This is a genomic window from Streptomyces sp. NPDC007896 (assembly GCF_042959425.1).
GTDB lineage: Bacteria > Actinomycetota > Actinomycetes > Streptomycetales > Streptomycetaceae > Streptomyces.
In genome coordinates this window covers 105,332-125,711 of the sequence record NZ_JBIBKX010000025.1, presented here as the reverse complement: position 1 = coordinate 125,711, position 20,380 = coordinate 105,332, and the positions used below count along the sequence as shown (strand labels likewise).

Annotated in this window: 17 protein-coding genes; all 17 read right to left on the bottom strand. The window is 70.8% G+C overall.

Annotated elements, in window-relative coordinates; translation table 11 throughout:
- Window positions 1–3 precede the first annotated feature (3 nt).
- The 17 genes from ACFZDJ_RS48845 to ACFZDJ_RS48765 all read right to left on the bottom strand — a co-directional run bounded on the left by ACFZDJ_RS48845 (window position 4) and on the right by ACFZDJ_RS48765 (window position 20,380).
- Window positions 4–804, bottom strand: coding sequence for an ATP-binding cassette domain-containing protein (locus tag ACFZDJ_RS48845; protein ID WP_391069318.1), 801 nt, complete (start codon window positions 802–804; stop codon window positions 4–6).
- Window positions 805–915: 111 nt separating this feature from the next.
- Complete coding sequence (locus ACFZDJ_RS48840) at window positions 916–1,890, bottom strand: iron chelate uptake ABC transporter family permease subunit (RefSeq protein WP_390939766.1); 975 nt, start codon at window positions 1,888–1,890, stop codon at window positions 916–918.
- 74 nt (window positions 1,891–1,964) lie between these two features.
- Complete coding sequence (locus tag ACFZDJ_RS48835; protein ID WP_391069316.1) at window positions 1,965–3,008, bottom strand: ABC transporter substrate-binding protein; 1,044 nt, start codon at window positions 3,006–3,008, stop codon at window positions 1,965–1,967.
- A gap of 90 nt (window positions 3,009–3,098) precedes the next feature.
- Window positions 3,099–7,565: an amino acid adenylation domain-containing protein gene (locus ACFZDJ_RS48830; RefSeq protein ID WP_391069314.1), complete on the bottom strand. Its 4,467-nt coding sequence runs from the start codon at window positions 7,563–7,565 to the stop codon at window positions 3,099–3,101.
- Window positions 7,552–7,809, bottom strand: a complete 258-nt coding sequence (locus ACFZDJ_RS48825) for a phosphopantetheine-binding protein (RefSeq protein WP_390939760.1) — start codon at window positions 7,807–7,809, stop codon at window positions 7,552–7,554. Before ACFZDJ_RS48825 ends, ACFZDJ_RS48830 begins: the two co-directional genes overlap by 14 nt.
- A 32-nt stretch (window positions 7,810–7,841) precedes the next feature.
- Complete coding sequence (locus ACFZDJ_RS48820) at window positions 7,842–9,404, bottom strand: long-chain-fatty-acid--CoA ligase (RefSeq protein ID WP_391069312.1); 1,563 nt, start codon at window positions 9,402–9,404, stop codon at window positions 7,842–7,844.
- A gap of 48 nt (window positions 9,405–9,452) precedes the next feature.
- Entirely contained in the window at window positions 9,453–9,980 is a 528-nt protein-coding gene (locus ACFZDJ_RS48815; RefSeq protein WP_391069310.1) for an FcoT family thioesterase, read from the bottom strand.
- Window positions 9,977–10,867, bottom strand: coding sequence for a TauD/TfdA family dioxygenase (locus ACFZDJ_RS48810; protein ID WP_390939754.1), 891 nt, complete (start codon window positions 10,865–10,867; stop codon window positions 9,977–9,979). The genes ACFZDJ_RS48815 and ACFZDJ_RS48810 overlap by 4 nt, the downstream gene beginning before the upstream one ends.
- Before the next feature lie 43 nt (window positions 10,868–10,910).
- Entirely contained in the window at window positions 10,911–11,150 is a 240-nt protein-coding gene (locus ACFZDJ_RS48805) for a phosphopantetheine-binding protein (protein WP_390939752.1), read from the bottom strand.
- Entirely contained in the window at window positions 11,147–12,274 is a 1,128-nt protein-coding gene (locus ACFZDJ_RS48800; RefSeq protein WP_390939750.1) for a beta-ketoacyl-ACP synthase 3, read from the bottom strand. Before ACFZDJ_RS48800 ends, ACFZDJ_RS48805 begins: the two co-directional genes overlap by 4 nt.
- 71 nt (window positions 12,275–12,345) lie before the next feature.
- Window positions 12,346–13,755, bottom strand: coding sequence for an MFS transporter (locus tag ACFZDJ_RS48795; RefSeq protein ID WP_391069364.1), 1,410 nt, complete (start codon window positions 13,753–13,755; stop codon window positions 12,346–12,348).
- A gap of 231 nt (window positions 13,756–13,986) precedes the next feature.
- Complete coding sequence (locus ACFZDJ_RS48790; RefSeq protein ID WP_391069308.1) at window positions 13,987–14,739, bottom strand: aspartyl/asparaginyl beta-hydroxylase domain-containing protein; 753 nt, start codon at window positions 14,737–14,739, stop codon at window positions 13,987–13,989.
- A gap of 904 nt (window positions 14,740–15,643) precedes the next feature.
- Window positions 15,644–16,297 (bottom strand): sigma-70 family RNA polymerase sigma factor, encoded by a 654-nt coding sequence (locus ACFZDJ_RS48785; RefSeq protein WP_391069306.1) that lies wholly within the window; start codon window positions 16,295–16,297, stop codon window positions 15,644–15,646.
- Between the two features lie 212 nt (window positions 16,298–16,509).
- A complete protein-coding gene (locus ACFZDJ_RS48780) occupies window positions 16,510–17,205 on the bottom strand; it encodes a hypothetical protein (RefSeq protein WP_391069305.1) in 696 nt (231 codons plus the stop codon).
- A 150-nt stretch (window positions 17,206–17,355) separates the two neighbouring features.
- A complete protein-coding gene (locus ACFZDJ_RS48775; RefSeq protein WP_391069303.1) occupies window positions 17,356–17,877 on the bottom strand; it encodes a copper chaperone PCu(A)C in 522 nt (173 codons plus the stop codon).
- A complete protein-coding gene (locus ACFZDJ_RS48770) occupies window positions 17,874–20,129 on the bottom strand; it encodes a heavy metal translocating P-type ATPase (RefSeq protein ID WP_391069301.1) in 2,256 nt (751 codons plus the stop codon). Before ACFZDJ_RS48770 ends, ACFZDJ_RS48775 begins: the two co-directional genes overlap by 4 nt.
- Window positions 20,129–20,380, bottom strand: coding sequence for a hypothetical protein (locus ACFZDJ_RS48765; protein ID WP_390939738.1), 252 nt, complete (start codon window positions 20,378–20,380; stop codon window positions 20,129–20,131). The genes ACFZDJ_RS48770 and ACFZDJ_RS48765 overlap by 1 nt, the downstream gene beginning before the upstream one ends.

Sequence of the window (20,380 nt, the reverse complement as noted above, 5' to 3'; positions counted from 1 at the left end):
GCGTCACCGCTCCGCGGGCGCGGGCTCCACGTCGAGGGCGAGGGGCTGGGCGGCATACGTGATGCGGACGACGCCGTCGGGGTGTCGTTCCGTGGCGCCCCGTACGCCGAAGACGTCGCAGAGGAGGTCCGGTGTCAGGACCTCCAGTACGGGTCCCGCCGCCACCACCGCGCCCTCGCGGAGCACGACGAGGTGGTCGCAGAGCCGGGCGGCCAGGTCGAGGTCGTGCAGGACCGCCAGCGTGGTGATCCCTGTGCTGCGGATCAGATCCAGGAGTTCGAACCGGGCACGGATGTCGAGGTGGTTGGTGAGTTCGTCCAGGACCAGGAGCCGGGGTCGTTGGGCGAGAGCGCGGGCCAGCAGGACGCGCTGGCGTTCGCCGCCGGAGAGGGTGGCGTAGTCGCGGTCCGCAAAAGGGCCGACTCCGCAGCGCTCGACCGCCTCGGCCACGGCCTCACGGTCCTCGGCGCCGTCCCGGCCCATCAGTCCGTGGTGGGGCGTACGTCCCAGGGCGACGATCTCGGTCACCGTGAGGCCGGTCGTGGTGCCGGCGTCCTGAAGGACGGCAGCCGTGCGGCGGGCGGCGGTGCGCGCGGACAGCTCCCATACGTCGTCGCCGCCCACCCTGACCACGCCGTCGGCCGGCCGCAGCGAGCGGTAGACCGTGCGGAGCAGGGTGGACTTGCCGCTGCCGTTGGGGCCCACGAGCCCGACGATGTCGCCCTTGGCGGCCTCCAGGTGCACATCGCGGAGGATCTGCTTGCGGTCCAGGGTGATGTGGAGCTGGTCCACGGTCAGCTTCATACGCCGTCCAGGCTCTTCATACGGTGTCCAGCCCTCCATGCCGTGTCCAGCCCTCCATGCCGTGTCCAGCCCTCCATGCCGTGTCCAGCCCTCCATGCCGTGTCCAGCCCTTCATACGGTGTCCAGGCCCCTGTTCCGGCGCAGCAGCCACAGGAAGAACGGGGCGCCGAGCAGAGCGGTGAGGATGCCCAGCGGCAGTTCGTTGGGACGGCTGACGGTGCGGGAGAGCAGGTCGACGAGAACGAGGTAGATGGCGCCCAGGAGTGCGGTCAGGGGCAGCAGTCTGCGGTGGTCCGCGCCCGTGGTGAGGCGGACCAGGTGGGGAATCATCAGGCCGACGAAGCCGACGCCGCCGGCGACGGCGATGACCGTGCCGGTGAGCAGCGCGCTGATCACCAGCAGGACGGCGCGCAGCCGGTTGACGTCCACGCCGAGCGCGGTCGCGGACTCGTCGCCGGCCAGCAGGGCGTTGAGCCGCCGTCCGAACAGGGTCAGTACGACCGTGCTCGTCAGGACCACCACCGTGACCGTGGGCAGTTGGCTCCACTGGGCGCCGGCGACGCTGCCGAGCATCCAGAACATCACCGTCCGCAGCTCGGTGGGCGTCGCCAGCAGCTGGACGAAGCTCGTCACCGACAGCAGTACATAGCCGACCGCGACCCCCGCCAGCACCAGCCGGGTCGGGGCCAGCCGGCCCTGGCGTTGTCCCAGGGCGAAGACCAGGGCCCCGGCCGCGAGGGCGCCGACGAACGCCGCGCCGGACACGCCGAGACCGCCCAGCCCGCCGAGTGCCACACCGCCCAGGGTGATGACCAGCACGGCGCCCAGGGAGGCACCGTAGGAGAAGCCCAGGACGACCGGGTCGGCGAGCGGGTTGGAGACCAGGGTCTGGAGCACCGCCCCGGCGACGGCCAGGCCCGCGCCGACCAGGGCGGCCAGGGCGACGCGGGGTGCCCGGAAGGTCCACACGATCTGGTCCAGCGCCGGGTCTGCGGTGGCTGCCCGGCCGGTGACGTGGCGCAGGAGGACTCCCCACACATCCGCCACCGGGATGTTCACCGCGCCGATGCTCACCGCCACCACCATCACGGCGACGAGGACGACCAGCAGGCCGGCGACCGCCAGCGGCAGCCGCAGGCGGCTCGGGATCGGACTCGGGTTCAGAACTTGTCGGGGTGCAGCATCCTGGCGACCTTCTCGACGGCCAGGTCGTTGCTGGGGCCGAGGTACATCGAGTCGGACAGGGCCACGTACTTGTTGTTCTTCGCGGCCGGCCACTGGGGGAACTCCTTCAGCAGTTTCCTGGCGTAGGCCGCCGGGTTCGGGTCGTTGTAGCCGATGACGACGAGCGCGTCGACGTCGGTGGCGGCCACCTTCTCCTTGCTCAGGTCGGCGAAGGAGGTCTTGGACGCCGACGCGAAGGCGTTGCTGCCGCCGGCCTTGGCGAGGATGTCGTTGTAGATGCCCTTGGCGACGACCGAGCTGAAGTCGTTGCCGCCCATGGCCATGTTGGAGAACAGGATCATGACCTTGGGCTGCTTCTCGCCCTTCACCTTCGCGGAGACGTCGGCGATGTTCTTCTCCGACGCGGCGATCAGCTTCTCGGCGCGGTCACTGACGTCGAAGATCTTGCCCATGTCGCGCAGCAGCGTGTAGCTGTCGGCGATGGTCATCTTGGAGGTGTCCTGATCGCAGCCCTGCGGGGAGACGTAGGTGTCCGCGCCCACCTGCTTGAGCTGGTCGCGGGTGGCGAAGCCGTTCTTCTCGTCGAAGCCGTACGAAGTCGTGGACAGCACCAGGTCCGGCCGTAGCCCGATCATCGCCTCGCGCGGGATGTCGTAGGCGTCATTGAGCTTGACCTTGCCGGTCGGCAGGGCCTTGATGGCCTTGGCGCGGCCCGCCACCTCGGACATCCCGTAGCTCTGCTGGTTGGCGACGATGCGGTCGCCGACGCCGAGTGAGAGGAGCGTGGAGACCTCGGCCACCGAGGCGCCGTTCATCAGGACCACCCGGCTGGGCTCCTTGGTGAACTTCTCGGACACCCCGCAGTTCTGGAGGGTCGCCGGGTACCCGGACTTCGCGGCGGCGGCGGACGCCTTGCCGCCGGTGTCGTCGCCCTTGTCGGTCGACGAGTCGGCGCATGCCGTCGTGACCAGACAGAGGGCGCCGGCCAGGGCGACGGCGACCGGCCGTTTCTTCGACATGCTGGCTCCTTGTTGCGGGGTGCTCGTGAGGCGATGGGTTCTGTTGCAGTAGTCGGGGGGTGGAGCCCCTGAGTTCCCGGGCATGCCCAACTACCCTGCGGGAGTGGCGGGATGAATCCGTTTTCCGGTCGGGGCGGGCAGGGTTCCGGTGGTGACGCAGTGGTCGAGGTAGCGGAAGACGAGGTCGCGGTCGACGGGCGGGCAGGTGATGCCGCTGCCGCGCAGACCGTTCACGACGTTGTCGGCGCGGACGCGTCCCAGGCGCAGATCGGGCCCGGTGGCGTCGTCGGTGTCCGCGTCCCAGGAGTCGAAGAAGGCGAGCGTGGTCGCCGCCACGCCGGAGTCACCGCAGTCACCGGAGTCACCGGAGTCACCGGAGTCAGTGGAGTCAGTGGAGTGACTGGAGTCATCGAAGGAGCGCGGCAGTTCGGCACGCCACCGGGCCAGCGGCATACGCCGTAGCGGGTAGCCGTACTCCTCCAGCCAGTCGTAGACGTCATCCAGCCTCACCAGGCCGGCGGCGGCGTGGTTGAAGACGGTCACGCCCGGCGGGCGCTGTCCGAGGCAGAGGTGGACGAGGGCCCGGGCGACATGGTCGACGGGTGTCCAGGTCTCCTCCTCGAACAGGTCGGGGACGATGCCCGCGGGAACCCCCGCGCGCAGCACGCTCCAAAGGAAGTCCCGCTCGTTCACGTAACCGGTGGCGTACGGGCCGACGATTCGGCCGAGCCGGTGCACGGTGACCGGCAGGCCCCTCTCCGCGGCCTGTTCCAGCAGGCACTCGGCCGCCCACTTCGACTGCTGGTAGCCGTAGCGCAGTCCGGGGTGGGGCGGGAGGAACGCCTCCGGTACCTCCGGGGCGAGGCCGAGGGGCGGGGCGACGGAGAGGGTCGACACGAAGTGCAGGGGGGTCGAGCGCACGGCCGCCATGCGCAGTAGGCCACGGGTGGACTCGGTGTTGGCCGCGCGGAGGGTGGCGTACTCGCGCATGATGCTGACCGTCGCCGCGTTGTGGAAGATCGCGCCACAGGTGCGGGCGAGCTCGTCGAAGAGCGCCTCGTCCAGTCCGAGGCGGGGGCGGGCGAGGTCCGCGGGCACCGCCGTGACGCGTCGGTGCGCCGCGTCCGGGAGGCGGATCAGGTGGGTTTCCAGGGCCTGGTGGATGCGGGCGGCGGCCTCGGCGGGGCTCGCGGCACGGACCGGGCAGACGACCGCCGCGCCGGTGCTCGTCAGAAGCTCGGCCAGCAGGTGTACGCCCACGAAGCCGGTGGCGCCGGTGAGCAGGATTCTGTCCGGTGTGCCGGTCGCCCGGGGACCGTCGCCGGGGCGGACGTCCGGATCGAGGACGGTGTCGGCGAACAGGGCCGCCGGAAGGCCGGAAGCGGCCGGGCGAGGCTGTTCCTCATGTTCCTGCCGCTCCTGCTCCTGTTGCTCCAGCCGCTCCAGGAAAATCGCCAATTCGGCGGAGGTCGGGTGCTGGAAGAGCCAGGCGACCTTCACGTCACGGTGCAGTTCGACGCCGAGGCGGTTGGCGACCTGGATGGCCTGGAGCGAGTGGGCCCCCAGGTCGAACACGTCGTCCCGCGCCGAGACGGCGGCCACGCCGAGCGCCTGTTGCCAGACGGCGGCGATGGTGCGCTCCAGTGTGCTGTCGCAGGAGGCCGCCTGCGCATCGGGGGCGGGTCCCGTCGTGGCGAGCGCGTTCCTGTCGATCTTCCCTGAGCTCGTCCGGGGCAGGCGGTCACGGAACTCGACGGCCGACGGGATCATCGCCGCGGGCAGCGTCCTCCGGAGGTGGTCCCTGAGCAGGGCCACGGCCGGGGCGGGCCCGTCCGGGACGACGTACGCGACCAGGCGCCGCGTTCCGTCGCCCAGCACCTGCCCGACGACAGCCGCGCCACGGACTCCCGGGTGACCGAGGAGGGCGCCCTCGACCTCGGCCGGGTGCACACGGTGTCCGCTGATCTTGAACTCGTTGTCCGACCGGCCCAGGTAGCGCAGCTGTCCGTCGTCGCCGATCCGCACCAGATCGCCGGTGCGGTAGGCGCGGGGCGCTCCGGGGAGCCGGTCGAGAGGGGCGAAGCGGGAGGTGTCCGGTGGCCGGTGTCCGCGGTAGCCGAGGGCCAGGTTGTCGCCCAGGAGGTGGAGTTCCCCGTCGACGACCGCGGCTCGGGTGCCGGGCAGGGGCAGCCCGATCGGGACGTCGCCCGGGGCGAGCGAGGGGTCGTGGAGGTCGGCGACGGTGGCGACCACGGTGGCCTCGGTCGGCCCGTAGGTGTTCAGCAGCCGGACCGACGTACCGACGGCCTTGCGCCAGCGGTCGACCCGTTCGGCGAGGGCCGCCTCACCGCCGATGACGACGGTGCGCACGTCGGCGGGCAGCGTGACGGCGCCGGTCGAGAGGGCGTAGGCCAGTTCGTGCCAGTAGGCCGTGGGCAGGTCGAGGAAGCTGATCCGCAGCCGTGCGCAGGCGTCCAGGAACCCGGGGACCGATTCGGTCGTGTCGTCGCTGCGGACGACGAGCGTGGCGCCCGTGCACAGCGTGAGGAAGATTTCCTCGACGCTGGTGTCGAAGTGCAGGGGGGCGAACTGCAGGAGGCGGTCCCGGTGGTGAAGGCCGTAGCGGTGCGTGGCGCCGGCGACGAAGTGCGCGAGGGCGCGGTGGCCGATCTCGACGCCCTTGGGGCGCCCCGTGGAGCCCGAGGTGTGGAGGACGTAGGCGAGGTCCTCCGGCGTCGGTGGCGCCGGATGGGCCGCTGCGGACTCGGGCTCGGGCTCCGGCTCCGGCTCCGGCTCCGGCTCCGGCTCCGGCTCCGGCTGGTCGTATCGCAGAACGACCCGGTCCCCGAAGTCGTCGGCGTAGGCGCTGGTGGTGAGGACCAGGACCGGTCGGGCGTCGTCCAGCAGTTCCGCCCTGCGGGCCTCGGGCGCCGTCGGGTCGAGCGGGCAGTAGGCGGCACCGGAGAGCAGGACGCCAAGGACGGCGGTGATCGCGTCGATGCCGCGCGGCAGGGCGACGGCCACCAGGTCGCCGTGGCCGACCCGGCGGCCGGCCAGTCGGCGGGCGAGTGCACGTGCCGACCCGAAGAGTTGGGCATACGTGATGCTGTTGCCGTCGTGCTCGACGGCGACGGATCCGCCGCGCCGGGCGGCGTGGCCGGCGATCAGATCGAGAACGGGGCGCACGGGGCCGGGCAGCGGTCCACCGTCCAGGACCGGGACGGGCTCGCGCGCACGCGGATCGCCGAGCGCCCGGTCGGGGGCCGCGACAGCCTCCCTTAGCAGAGACAGCAGTCCCTCCTGGAGTGCGGCGACGTCCGCCTCGTCGTAGAGGTCGGGATTGGCGTCCACGGCGATGCGCAGTCCCCCGCCCTCGGAACGGTCGTAGACGTTGACCGCCAGGTCGTCGACGGGGCCCGCGGAGACGTTGTGCACCGTGCTGCGGTGGCCGGCGAACCGCAGGTCGTACTCGAAGGGCATGATGTTGACGCCGGGACCGGACAGCCGACGCTGCCCGCCGACGAGCTTGAGGTCGCGCCGCAGTCGTTCGTAGCGGTAGCGCTGGTGCGGCAGTCCGGCGCGGAGCTCGCGGGAGATCCGGGTGGCGAGGTCGCGCAGGCTGTCCGACGCGGTGATCGCGACGCGCAGGGGCAGGATGTTGCGCACCATGCAGGGAACGCGCAGCGATACGGAGCCCAGGCGTCCCATCGCCGGCAGGCTGAGGACGATCTCAGGTGCGCCGGTCACGCGGTGCAGCTGAGCCACGGTCACGGCCAACAGCACCTCGGACCAGGTGAGTTCGAGGTCTCGGGCGACGGCGCGCAGGGCCTTCGTCTGCGTCGCGTCGAGGTCCGCCACGCGCCGGTGGAACGTGCGCGCGGGCAGGGCCGTACGCCCTGCGGGTGTCGCCACGGGCGGCCGGTCCGCGAACCGGTCCGCCCAGTAGGCACGGGCCTTGGCGAAGCGCGGCGACTCCCGGTAGGCGCATTCCTCGTCCCGCACCGAGGCCAAGGTGCCGAAACCGCTGTCTTCCACCGGCTCGCCCGCCGTCAGGGCCGTGTAGACCTGGGCGACCCGACGGGCGACCAGCGAAAGGCCGAAGCCGTCGAGGGCGATGTGGTGCACGCGGTGGTACCAGAGGTACTGCTCCGGTGCGGTGCGCAGCAGGGCGTGGCCGAAGACGGGGCCGCGCGCGAGGTCGACGGGGCGGGCCATGTCCTCGTCCATCCAGGCCAGGGCCGCCGCGTGTGGATCGGGCTCGGCGGTGAGGTCTGCCGTGTGCAGGCGCCAGTCGCCGGCCGGGGCGTCCGTCTGCCAGGGGCGGCCCTGGCCGTCGACGACGAAGGCGACGTTCAGGGCCTGCGTCTCCGCGACCACGTGGTGCAGGGCCGCGTCGAAGGCGGCCATGTCCACCGGTCCGTCGATGAGCACATACTCGGCCGTGTTGTACGCGGGACTGTCCGGGTCGAGCTGCTGGCCGGTCCAGATGCCTTCCTGGGCGGCCAGCAACGGATGACGCCGCGCTGTGTCATTCAGGTCGCTGTCATGCGTCGGCATGGTCCGCTCCCCTCTGCCGTGCGGAGAGCAGCTGCCACCACTGGGCGAACGAGGTGCACTCGGCGAGTTCGACGAAGGTCACCTCCGCGCCGGTCTCCCGCCACCGTTCGAGGAGGGTGACGATCCGCAGGGAGTCCAGTCCGGCGTCTATGGGGTTCTCTTCGAGGTCGACTTCGTCGGGCCGCTGGTACAGAAACTCCGCCAGGTTCGCGCGGAAGCCCTCCAGCGTGAGGGGAGCAGGCATGTCGTTCTCTCTCGATCGGGCCTGGTGGAAGGTCAGTTGACCTTGCGCGCGGAGTCGCCCCAGAAGCGGTCGCGCAGCTCGCGGCGCAGGATCTTTCCGCTGGGGTTGCGCGGGACGGTGTCGATGAACTCGTAGCGGGCGGGCAGCTTGAAGCTCGCGAGCCGCGGGACGAGGAAGGTGTGCAGGTCCCGGGGGCTGGGCGGCTGCCCGGGCGCGGGGACGACGAAGGCGTGCACGTACTCGCCCCAGCGTTCGTCGGGGGCGCCGACGACGACGGCCTCCGCCACGCCGGGGTGATGCTCCAGTACGTTCTCGATCTCGGCGGGGTAGACGTTCTCGCCTGCGACGAGGATGGCGTCCTTGATGCGGTCGCGGATGAAGAGGTAGCCGTCCTCGTCGATGTATCCGGCGTCCCCGGTGTGGATCCAGCCGTCGACGAGGGTCTCGGCGGTCTTGTCGGGCAGTCCCCAGTACTCGACCATGTGGGCCGGCGTAGCCAGGCAGACCTCCCCGACGGAGCCCGGCGGAAGTTCGCGCCCCTCGCCGTCGATCACCTTGCTGCCCACCCCCGGATACGGCCGCCCGGCCGCCTGCATCAGGGAACCGCCGGGGACATGGGCGGCCGGTGGCAGGCAGACGGCGGTGTTGCCGGTCTCGGTGAGGCCGTAGATCTGGGCGAACTCGCAGTCGAGAACGGCGAGGCTCTCCTCCAGCAGTGCCTCGGAGATGGGGGAGCCGCCGTAGACGGTCTTGCGCAGGGTGGTGAAGTCCTGGGCGCCGACGCCGGGTTCGGTCAGCATCATGCGGAGCATGGCCGGGACGACGCAGGCGGTGGTGATGCCGAGGTCGCGGATGAGGTCGACGGCCCGGCGGGCGGCGAAGGTTCGCATCGCGACGATCGTGGTTCCGGCGTTGAAGTTCTGCGTGGCCCACCACAGGCCGCCGATGTGGAATCCGGGGATACCGATCAGCGCGATGTCACCGGCGCGCCAGTCGATCCAGTCCAGCCCCTCGCTCGCCAGCGCGTCGCGGATCGCGAAGAAGCTGCGGTGGGCGAGCACGACGCCCTTCGGGAGTCCGGTGGTGCCGCTGGTGTAGAGCTGGGCGACGGGGGTGTCGGGGGTGACGTGCAGCGTCGGGTCGGTGTCGGGGTGGGATGCCTTCCAGACGGCGAAGGGCTCTCCGAGCTCGACGACCGTTTCGGGGGGCGCGGTAGGCATCTTCTCGACGATCGGCCCGAACTCCTCCTCCAGGACGAGCAGTCGGGTCCCGGAGTCCCCCAGGATGTGGCTGACCTCGGGCGCGGTGAGTCGCCAGTTGACGGGTACGAGCACGGTCCCGCTCTTTGCACAGCCGAAGAGGATCTCGTAGTAGTGCTCGGACTCCTTGCCGAGGTACGCGACTCGGTCACCCGGCGTGAGTCCGGCGGCCTGGATGGCGTGGGCGACGCGGTTGCTCTCGCGGTGCAGTTGCTCGTACGTCACCGTGCGGCCCTCGAAGAGAACCGCGGGGGTCGTGGGCTGGTGGTGTGCGTGGAAGCTCGTGGTCTGAACGAGCGTCTGGAGCTCCGGGTGGTGGAGCCTGTCCATGGGCATGGGGGTCTCCGTCCTCTCTTGCCGCTGGGTGGGGTGGCAGGGGGCGCGTCAGGGGACGTCGACGAACGCCAGGATCGCCTCGCCGTCGCACCGGCCCGAGTCGGCGTCCCAGTAGCGGAAGGCGGTCTCGGCGTGGAGGAACGGGCTGCCGCCTGCCGGAGCGCGCCGGGTGACGGACCGGAATTCCATCTCCCCGGAGAATGCACGGGGGTTGACGGGTCGCCGGAAGTTGGAGGCGAAGCGGGCGATCAGGATGTCCGGGAGCTGGTGCCTCCAGAAGTCGTCCAGCGTCCAGGATTCGAACCCTGTCCCCAGCCCTTCCTTCACGGACTTGGCGACGAGGTAATACATCATCTGGTTGTAACAGATGTTCACCTCAACGGAATTCAGATGGCCGGTGTCGTCGATGTAGCACGACTCCGGAATCGCGAATTCGCAGCGGGCGACGGCTCGTCCGGCGTCGCTCTCGGTCACGACCGCCGAGCGCAGGTATTTGCAATGGCCCTTGTAGGGCACCAGAACCTGCACCAACAGGTCCTCGTCCGTGGGGTGCAGGGCCATGGAGGGGGCCTTCATGCCGCCTTGATCCCGTCGTGGAGCCTGCGCTCGTCGTGCACGGTGACGCGGTAGGAGACGGTCGGCTCGGGGGTGGTCGTGTGCCGAGCGCGGTGGATGAGGCTGCGGTTGTCCCAGACCAGCAGGTCACCCTGTTCGAAGCTCTGCACATGGATGCTGTCGTGCTGGAAGGTCTCGTCGAGCTGGCCGGTGGCCTCGAACAGGCGCGCAAGCAGCTCGTCGTCGAGCGGCTTGCCGTCCTGGTCCTCGATGCCGACGGTGAAGCCCTCGCTGATGTAGAGGACCGTCTCCCCGGTCATGGGGTGGGTGAACGTGGTCGGCTGGAGCACGGCCGGGGTCTTCCGCTCCACCTCTTCGATGATCTCGGAGATGGGCCGGTAGACGTCGTGGGGCCGGATCTTGAAGTACTTGCGCACCGAGTGCCGGCAGTACGTTCCGATGATCTCCTTCTTGAGTTCCTCGGGCAGCCTGTTGTAGGCCCGCCCCATGTCGATGAAGTACGTTCCGCGGTTCTTCTCGGGAATGACCTGGGGGTAGATCAGGGTGATTCCGAAGGGGTCCGGCATGAACTGGTAGTCGGCGTGCCAGAACTTACCGGTCTTCGGTACGCCTATCTGCTTTCCGTTCTCCGGCACGTTGGAGGAGACGAATATCTCCGTGACCTCCGGGTGGTGGTACATCGGCTCGTAGTAGGTCTCCGGACGTCCCAGCCGCTTGCCGAGTTCGAGGAACTCCTGGGGGGAGAGGTCCTGGCCCTTCAGGACGGCGATCTTCTTGGTGTAGACGGTGCTCTTGAGCGCGTCGATGTCGGCGGCCGATGCGGTGGCGTGGTCGAAGCCCTCGACCGTCGCGCCGATCGCGGTGCCGGGCTGTTCCTTGATGTGCATGGGAGCTGCCTTTCGTGGAGTGGGGAGGGGAGAGCGGAGGAGGTCAGACGGCCGCTCGACGGGCGTCGACGAGTCCGGCGAGCTCGCCCAGGGTGAGGTCGGGCCGGAGTTCGTCGTCGCCGACGGCCACACCTAGGTCGCGCTCGATGCGGATGCTGATCTCGACCATCGTCAGCGAGTCGACGTCCAGTTCGGCGAAGGTCGCCTCGGGGCTGATCCGGTCGGCCGGGGTGTCGTGCAGCCTCGCGAGGATCTCGACCAACTGGTCGTAGGTGGTGCTCATGACGTCGTCCGTTCTCCTTGGTCGTACGGATGGGGCGGCTCGTCGTACGGATGGACCGGTTCGTCGTACAGATGGGGCGGTCGGTCGTGCAGATGGGCCGGCGCGGGGAGCGTGGGCCAGGTCAGGAGGCAGGAGCCCCAGGTGAGGCCGCCTCCGAAGGCGGTGAGGAGCAGCCGGTCGCCGGCGCGGAGCGCCTGGCGGGCAGCCGCGTCGGCGAGGGCGAGCGGAATGGACGCGGCGCCCGTGTTGCCGACGGACTCGACATGCGTCACACACCGCTCGCGAGGGAGACCGAGGTCGTCGGCCACCGAGTGCAGGATCCGCAGATTGGCCTGGTGGGGTACGAAGTGGTCGACGTCGTCGATCTTCCAGCCGGCCCGGGACAGCGTGGCGCGCGCCGACTCGGCCATGCGCGTCACGGCGTGGCGGTAGACCTCCTTGCCCCGCATGGCGAAGTGCCGGTCCTGGCGGCTGGGTTCGCCCGGTCGGGAGCGCTGTCTGGAGCCGCCGGCCGCGACCGTGATCAGGTCCTCGTGGGCGCCGTCGCTGCCGAGGTCGAAGTGGCCGACCGCGCCGGGCTCGTCGGGGAGTCCGGCGCGCAGGACGACAGCTCCCGCGCCGTCGCCGAAGAGGATCGCGTTGGCCCGGTCGAGGGGATCCACGATCGTGGAGTAGGTGTCCGCCCCGATGAGCAGGACCCGTTCGGCCACGCCGGCCGCGATGAGCCCGGCGGCCGAGGCGAGGCCGTAGACGAACCCGGTGCACACGGCGCTGATGTCGAAGGCGGCCGCCCCCGTCAGACCGAGCCGTGCGGCGACCGCGGGCGCGGTGGCCGGGCAGCTGTGGTCCGGGGTCGTCGTGGCGACGAGGACGGCGTCGGCCCTGTCCGTCGCGGCGCAGGCGAGCGCTCTGCGGCCGGCTTCGACGGCCAGGTCGGACGTCGACTGTCCGGGGTCGACGACGTGCCGTCGGCGGATCCCGGTTCGGGTGCGGATCCATGCGTCGTCGGTATCGAGCCGTCGCGCGAGGTGCTCGTTGGTCACCACTCGGGACGGCACCCATCCGGCCAGCCCGCACAGGACGGCGGCCGGAGGAGCGTAAGAACCGGCGGCGGTAGGGGACATGGGGATTCTCCTGGCATGACGGAGGACGGACCGGAGGGCCCGGACACGGAAACGGGAGGCGAAGGGAGTGTCTAGGGACTGGTGCTGGTGGCCCTGCGAAGGGTGAGCAGTGCGAGCGCGCCGCAGCCGATGCCGCCCGCTATCGCGAACACGGCGGTACGGATGCCGTCGAGGAGCCCGGGCCCGGAGGCGTTCTGCCCGACGCCACCCGCGACCGCGACCAGTACGGCGAGGCCCACCGCGCCGCCCACCTGCAAGGTGGTCGAAGCCAGTCCAGAGGCGATGCCCTGGTCACCGGGGGCCACCCCGGCGGACGCGGCGATCCACATCCCCGTCCACGCGGCTCCCTGGCCGAGGCCCAGCAGTACGATTCCCGGCAGGAGGATGGGATACGAGCCGTCCGAGGTGAGGGCCAGGCCGAGTGCCGCGGCTCCGGCGGCGCCCAGCGTCATGCCGCCCACCAGCATGCGGCGCATGCCGAAGGCGGACACGGCCCGTTCGCCGGCCTGCGTACCGACGGCCACCACCACGGCGGGCACGAGGAACGCGAGCCCGGTCGCGACCGCGCGGTACCCGTGGACCGTCTGGAAGTAGAGCGTCAGGAAGTACGGCACCGAGCTGAACGTCGCGCTGAACAGGGCGGTCACCCCCATCGCCGCGAGCAGGCCGCGGTGGGCGAACAGCCGTGCCGGTACGAGCGGATCACGGGACCGCCTCTCCACGACGGCGAAGAGCGTCAGCAGGCAGACCGACAGCACCGCGCTCGCGAGGGCCGCGGGCGTGTCCCAGCCCTCCGCGGGTGCCTGCACCAGCAGGAACACCAGGAGCGTGATCCCGCCCGTCGCGGTCAGCGCACCCGCCACGTCGAAGTGCCGTGAGCGGTCCCACGGACCGTCCGCGGGGAAGAGTAACCGCCCTGCCACCGCGAGGGCTCCCGCCACGGGCACGTTGACGAAGAACACCGACGGCCAGCCGAACGCCTCCACCAGGACCCCGCCGAGGAGGGACCCGAAGCAGAGCCCGCCGGCTCCCGCGGCACCCCACACCGCCAAGGCACGGTTCCGGTCCGGCCCTTCGTCGTACAGGGTGGTGATCAGGGACAGCGTCGCAGGGAACAGCAGGGAGCCGCCGATGCCCTGGACCGCCCTGACGGCGACCAGGACGCCGGGCGTCTGGGCCAGGCCGCCCACCAGGGACGACCCCGCGTACAGCAGCGCCGCGACGACGAACATCCGACGCCGGCCGAGCAGGTCGGCGGCCCGGCCGCCCAGCAGCAGGAAGCCTCCGCTGGCCACGACGTAGGCGCTCACCACCCACTGCAGGTCGTGGTCGGAGAATCCCAGCCCGGCGCCGATGTCGGGCAGGGCGACGTACACGATGTTGTAGTCGAGCGAGATGACGAGCTGCCCCAACGCCAGAACAAGCAGAGGGAGTCCGATTGACTTTCGGAGCGGATCCTTTGCCGACTCTGTCGTGGACATCATCGATCACCTCCCTCGGGATCACAGTTTTCGGAATTCCCGCGGAATGAATTTCCGGCAGACCGACGGTTTTCCGTCACCGTAGCAGCCCGATTCGGACTTGGGAATGGGCAACTTCTCGACGCTCATTGCGTATTCATGGAATATCAGGGCAGCACTGGGAACCGACAGTCGAAAGCTGCCGGGTCGACGAGAACAGGTAATTCTCCAAACGAATTCTTTACCCCCGCGTCAGTTCTCCCCCATGAGCCGACGGATCTCGGTGATGAGGGCGACCAGCGCCCGGCGCTCCGGAACGGTGGTTTCCGGATGCCAGAGGTCGATGAGCAGGCAAGTCCGCGTGCCGGTACCGGCGTTGCGTGCCTCGTGCTCGAAGGAGTAGTCGAAGAGCAGGCACTTGCCCTCTTCCCAGGAACGCGTCTCCCCGGCGACCGTGATGCTGCACCCGTCGGGGATGTCGACGGCGAGATGCAGGTTGATGCTGAAGTTCCACAGGTCGCAGTGGGGTTCGATGACGGCACCCGGCAACAGAGTGGAGAAATGACATTCCAGGAGAGGGCATATCTTTCCCGTGTCGACGGCGACGTCTTTCAGCACCCGATAAGCGGTGGGAGCCGTGGCGGCCGCCTCTTCGACGAGACTTCCGTCACGGAAGAGGTAGAGGGCCTGCCAGTTCTCCTGGCGTGTCAGATAGTGCTCGTAGTCCGAGAACACCTCCCGCCGCCCCGCCCATGCGGCATTCAACTCCTTCTTGATCGCGTGATGACTGGCCTCCAGTTCATGGACGACGGGGGCCAGTTCGGGGTAGGCGTACGGGTCGTGCCAGGGAGTGGCGGATAGCCCCGGCATGATCCACTTGGCTGCTCTCTGCAGCGGATGTCGTTCACTCCCACCCGGCTCCAGCATCTGCTCGACCCGAGCGATCGATTCCGTACCGAACTCGCCTCTGATCGCGGCGAAGGCGTTCCCTATCTCTGGCGTCATGCGGTTCTCCGGAGTTCGGCGGCCGGGTCACGGGGATGCGGTGGACGCCCGCAGTGCCGTTCCCCGGCGCTCGAACGTCACGATCGCCGCCGTGTACATGGCGGCAACGCTTCGAATCTCGCCTTCCAGCAGATGTCTGCGTTCCACGTGTGCCGAACCACCTTCGCCCGAAGTTCCACGCTTCGACCTGCCGACCTCACACGGTGGTCAGCGGGTGTCGAGCTGCGCTGTCGAACTAGTAGTCGGTCGCGGGTGGGCTCGAGTTCCCGTGTTCTCCGGGCCGATTTCCCTTGCTTCGGCGACACTTGACGACCCCTCAAGAGCCCCGGGCGGCCTGACGAACAGCTAGTCGCGCCGACGGGCCTCCGCCGCACCGCGGCCTCTGCGGTGAGCCGCCGTGGGCCCGAGACCGCCGAATTCACCAACAGGTGGAGCAACCCGCTCAGCACCAGCCCCGAGGCACAGCCCACCAGGGCTCCTGGGACACCCTTCACGACGAATCCCAGCCAGGCGTAACCGCCCGCCAGCACGGCCAGGGTGGCAACGCCCAGGGGCCAGGCCCCGCCGATCCTCGTCCAGCGGTGTTCGGCCCGGGTGGTCTCCTGTTCCCACGGCCAACCCCGTGGTGCCCCTTCTCTCGGCTTTCGCGCGAGACCCCGCACGTGATCACCCCTCCCCCACCGCGGTCCGCGCAGTTCCGCAACCACGTTCGATCCGGGCTCCGGAGGGGTCCTTCCCCGCCGCCAAAGGGCGGAACCGGTCAGCTCGATGGGAGCCGGGAACCAGTGGGGAGCGCGCCCCGACCCCGGACGTATGGAGCCGAGAAGCCTGAGGTCAGGGCCGGCCTGATGCCGGGACGGGTGCCGGTGTCCCCCGCTCGCGGTGGCCACCGGCACCCATTTCGTCACGCGGCGACGACGGCAGGAACGCGCGGCTCCTCGGCCTCGACCAGGAGTTCGACGAGGGTCGCCCGGGCTCGTGCCACCCGCGAGCGGATCGTCCCGACGGGACAGCCGCTGGCCTCGGCGGCCTCCTTGTAAGGAAGTCCCGTCAGCTGGGTGAGGACGAACGCCTCACGGCGCTCGGGGGGCAGCGCGTCCAGCAGGTCGAGCAGCGCCACACCGTCGTCGAAGCCGGGCAGACCGCTCGGCTGGGCCCGCTCGGCCCACATCGTCCAGTCGTCCGTGTCGGCCAGCCGGGGCCGCGTGGCGGCGTACCGCCAGTTGTCGACCACCGTGCGACGCGCGATGGACAGCAGCCACGTACGCGCCGAAGAGCGCCCCTCGAACCGGTGCAGGCTGCCAAGCGCCCGCAGGAACGTGTCCTGCGTCAGATCGTCGGCGAGCTGGCGGTCGGAGGAGAGGTACGTGATGTAGCGGACGACGTCGGGGTGCAGGGCCCGCACGAATCGGTCGACGGCGTCGGGGTCACCGGCGCGGGCGGCGAGGGCCCAGGCGGTGGCCGGATCGTCGGGCGATGCCGTCGCGCCGGGCCGATCCGCCGCGTTGTGCCCCGCGTCGCGCTTCCCTCGCGACGCGGGGACGACAGGAGTGATCACCTGATGTCCTTCTCGGTTGTCCGGGATCCGGCACCGCGGCACGGCGGCACGCGCGACCGCGCGCTGGTACGCCGCCGGGCGTGAGTTCGCCGCTGCGGAAACGTCCCGGTACGGGAGGTGGGATGGGGCCGTACGACGTGAACGGCCCGTGCCCGAAGCCCTGGCACCGACGACGCGGCGCCCATGGGGACGGCTTCGGGAAACCAGCTGTCTCAGGCGACAGCGATCCCGGCCGGAGGCCCCCGAGAAATGATCGTGTGCGCGAGCGGCAGCCGCGGCACTCGCTCCGAACGTTCGCGCGTCGGCCGCAGGCGCGGCCGGCGCGGCGGGGCGGGCAGCGCGAGCGACAGCCGCAGCGGAGCCGCCAGCCATCCCGCGACGGCACGCAGCACGCGGAACGCGGCCCTCTCGCCATAGGCCAGCCACAGCCCGCTGAGCACGGCGGCCAGGGCGTGGGCGGCAAGCATGCCGAACGACGACGTGCCGCCCATGCCGTGAGCCAACTGACCGAGGTGCCCCGCATGCTCCGAACGCCCCATGGGCATGGACCCCATGGAACCCAAAGACCCCATGTCCATCGCGTCCATGGACACGGAGCCCATGGACCAACCGCTCATGCCGTGCGTAACGGAGCCCGTACCGGCGCCCGATGCCGCCGACTGGGCCGACGAGAAGGCCGAGTGGAGCGCCCCCTGTGCGACGACCGCGGCGGACACCACCAGCGCGAGCCCGCGCTCACGGCCCGCCAGACACCAGCCGGCGCCGGTCGTGGCGGCGAACCCGGCGGCCATCGTCCACCAGGGCACGGTGGAGCCCGACATCAGTACGTGACCGAGGGCGGCGAGCAGCACGCAGACCGCGGCGAACACCACGGCCCGCATCGTGCGCGCACCCCACCCAGCAGTCATGACGGCCTCATCCTCGCATCTGGGCTTCGCTCATCGCGGGTGGGTACGCACAGCACCCGGGCCCGCCACTCACCCTGAAGAGAGTGATACAGGACACGGCGCCCCGCCGGAACTCGACGGGCGCTCGAGCCGACCTCTACGGCTGAGGGATCACGTGCCGTCCTGGCCCGGACGGACCACCACAGCCAGGGTCTTCACAGCCCCGCTGCGTTCGAAATGCAACGTGAACGAGACGAGATCACCGGCCTGTCGGCCCGCCTTGGCCGGGACCGTCACATCAAGCCCGTACGGGGACATGGCGAGGCTGCCACCGGCCGGGACGACGACCGACGCCACCGTCTGCGCGGAGGCGGAGCGAGCGCCGGTCATGCTGTGTCGGCTGAGGATGCCGGCACCGTCGACCCCGCTCGACGTCACCTTCAGCAGCCGGTCCGCCGAGCCGCCGCTGTTGGTGATCCGGAAGAAGGCCGCCGTGTCCCGGGCGTCGCCGTAGGGCAGGTACACCTGTCCCGCGGTGACCGTGATACGGGCCGGGCTGCCCGCGTTGCCGTACGCGGTCCACGTGCTCAGACCGCCGAGGGCCAGGCCGCACACGGCGACGGGCGCGAGCGCGGCGAGCAGGGTGTCGGTGAGCCGGCGGCGTGTCGGACGCCAGGCCTGTTGTCCGGTCATCGGGTACGCCTCCGGGCGGGTGAGGGCCGGCGGCCGCGCAGCCGCAGGCTGTTGCCGACCACCAGCACCGAGCTGGCGGACATGGCCGCCGCGGCGAGCATGGGGTTGAGCAGGCCGACGAGGGCGAGCGGCACGGTCACGACGTTGTAGCCGAAGGCCCAGACGAGGTTGACGCGGATGGTGCCCAGGGTGCGCCGGGCCAGCAGGACGGCGTCCGCGAGGGCCTCGATGTCGCCGCGTACGAGGGTCACGTCGGCGGCTGCGATGGCCACGTCGGTGCCGATGCCCATGGCGATCCCGAGGTCGGCGCCGGCCAGCGCGGCGGCGTCGTTCACGCCGTCGCCGATCACCGCGACCCGCCGGCCCTGCTCCTGCAACTCCCGTACGAGCTGGGCCTTGTCCTTTGGCGTGCAGCGGGCGTGCACCTCGTCGATGCCCAGGGTCTCGGCAACGGCCCGGGCAGGCGCCTCGCGGTCACCGGTGGCGAGCACGGGCCGCACGCCGAGCCGCCGCAGCCGGTCGACGGCACGGTAGCTTCCGGGGCGTACGACGTCCCCGATCTCGATCAGCGCCTCGGCCACCCCGTCCACGCGGACCAGTACGGGCGTGTGTGCGGAGGCTTCGGCCTCCGGCAGGGCATCCGCGAGCGCGGCGGGCAACTCGTCGTCCGGGGCGAGGACTTCGACCAGCCGCCCCTCGACCCGGCCGCGCACCCCCCGCCCCGGCAGGGCACTGAACTCGCTCACGTCCGGCAGCCGCTCCTCGCGCAACTCCCGCCGGGCGTAGGCGCAGACGGCCCGGCCGAGCGGGTGTTCCGACCCCTGTTCGACGCCCCCGGCCAGCCGCAGTGCCTCGTCGCGGCCGAGTCCGTCCGGTACGGCCGTGACCCGGACGACGCTCATGTGGCCGGTGGTGAGCGTGCCGGTCTTGTCGAGGACGACGGCGTCGAGGTGCAAAAGCCCCTCCAGCGCCTGCGGGCCGGTGACGAGGACGCCCAGCTGGGCACCGCGGCCGGTGGCGGCCATCAGAGCGGTCGGAGTCGCGAGGCCCAGCGCACAGGGGCAGGCCACGACCAGGACGGCCACGCACGCGGTGACCGCCGCCTGCGGATCGGCGCCGGCACCCAGCCAGAACCCGAGCGCGGTGACGGCCAGCGCCAGCACGACCGGCACGAAGACACCGGCGACCGAGTCGGCCAGCCGCTGGGCGCGCGCCTTGCCGGCCTGCGCCTCGGTGACCAGACGGGTGATGCGGGCGAGCTGCGTGTCGGCACCGACGGCCGTGGCCCGTACGAGTAGCAGCCCACCGGCGTTGACGGCCCCGCCGACCACGGCCGCGCCCGGCCCGACCTCTACCGGCTCGCTCTCCCCGGTGACCAGGGAGAGGTCCACGGCCGAACTGCCCTCCACCACCTGTCCGTCGGTGGCGACCCGCTCGCCCGGCCGTACGACGAAGACCTGACCGCGCTCCAACTCATCGATGGGAACGAGCCGTTCGGAATCTCCGTCCCGGACCGACACGTCCTTGGCGGCGAGTTCGGCCAGCGATCGCAGCGCCGCCCCGGTGCCACGCCTGGCCCGCGCCTCCAGGAACCGCCCCGCCAGTACGAACAGCGGTACGCCGACGGCCGCTTCGAGATAGATGTGCGCGACGCCGTCCGAGGCGGAGGGAACGAGGCTGAACGGCATCCGCATCCCGGGATCACCGGCGCCCCCGAGGAAGAGCGCGTACACCGACCACGAGAAGGACGCCACCACGCCCAGCGACACCAGCGTGTCCATGGTCGCCGCCGAGTGCCGCAGTCCCCGTACCGCCCGCACATGGAAGGGCCGGGCGCTCCATACCGCGACCGGCGCGGCCAGCATGAAACACAGCCACTGCCAGTCGCGGAACTGCAGCGCCGGCACCATCGAGAGCACGAGCACCGGCACCGCGAGCACCGCGGTGACCAGCAGCCGGTCGCGCTCCTGCCGCGCTTCCTCGGTCTCCCGCCCGCCCTCACGCGGCTGTTTCTTGGGCGGCTCGGGGACCGCGGCCGTGTACCCGGCCTTTTCGATCGTCGCCACGAGTTGCCCGAGGCCGACCTCCGTCGGATGGCTCACGCGAGCCCGCCCGGTGGCCAGGTTCACGCTCGCCGTCACTCCGTCGAGCTTGCCGAGCTTCTTCTCGACACGGGTCACACACGCGGCGCAGGTCATGCCGCCGACGGTCAGATCGGTCGTCACCAGGGTGCTCACCGGTTCGGCGCCCATCAGCCGTGTCCCCCCTGCATGTCGCCCATGTCGTCGTCCACGACTCCGCCTCCGCCACCATCGCCGCCGTCGCGGCTCGTGCCGCTGCCGTGCATACCGGGTGCGACAGGACCGGCGCCGGCACCCACCGCGTAGGACACGGTGAAGATCAGGGCCAGCAGCAGGAGGAAGCCGCAGAGTACGGGCGGGGGCGCCGCCTTCCGCAGGACCGCACCCGCGCCGGTCAAGGAGGATTGCCGGGACTCATCCAT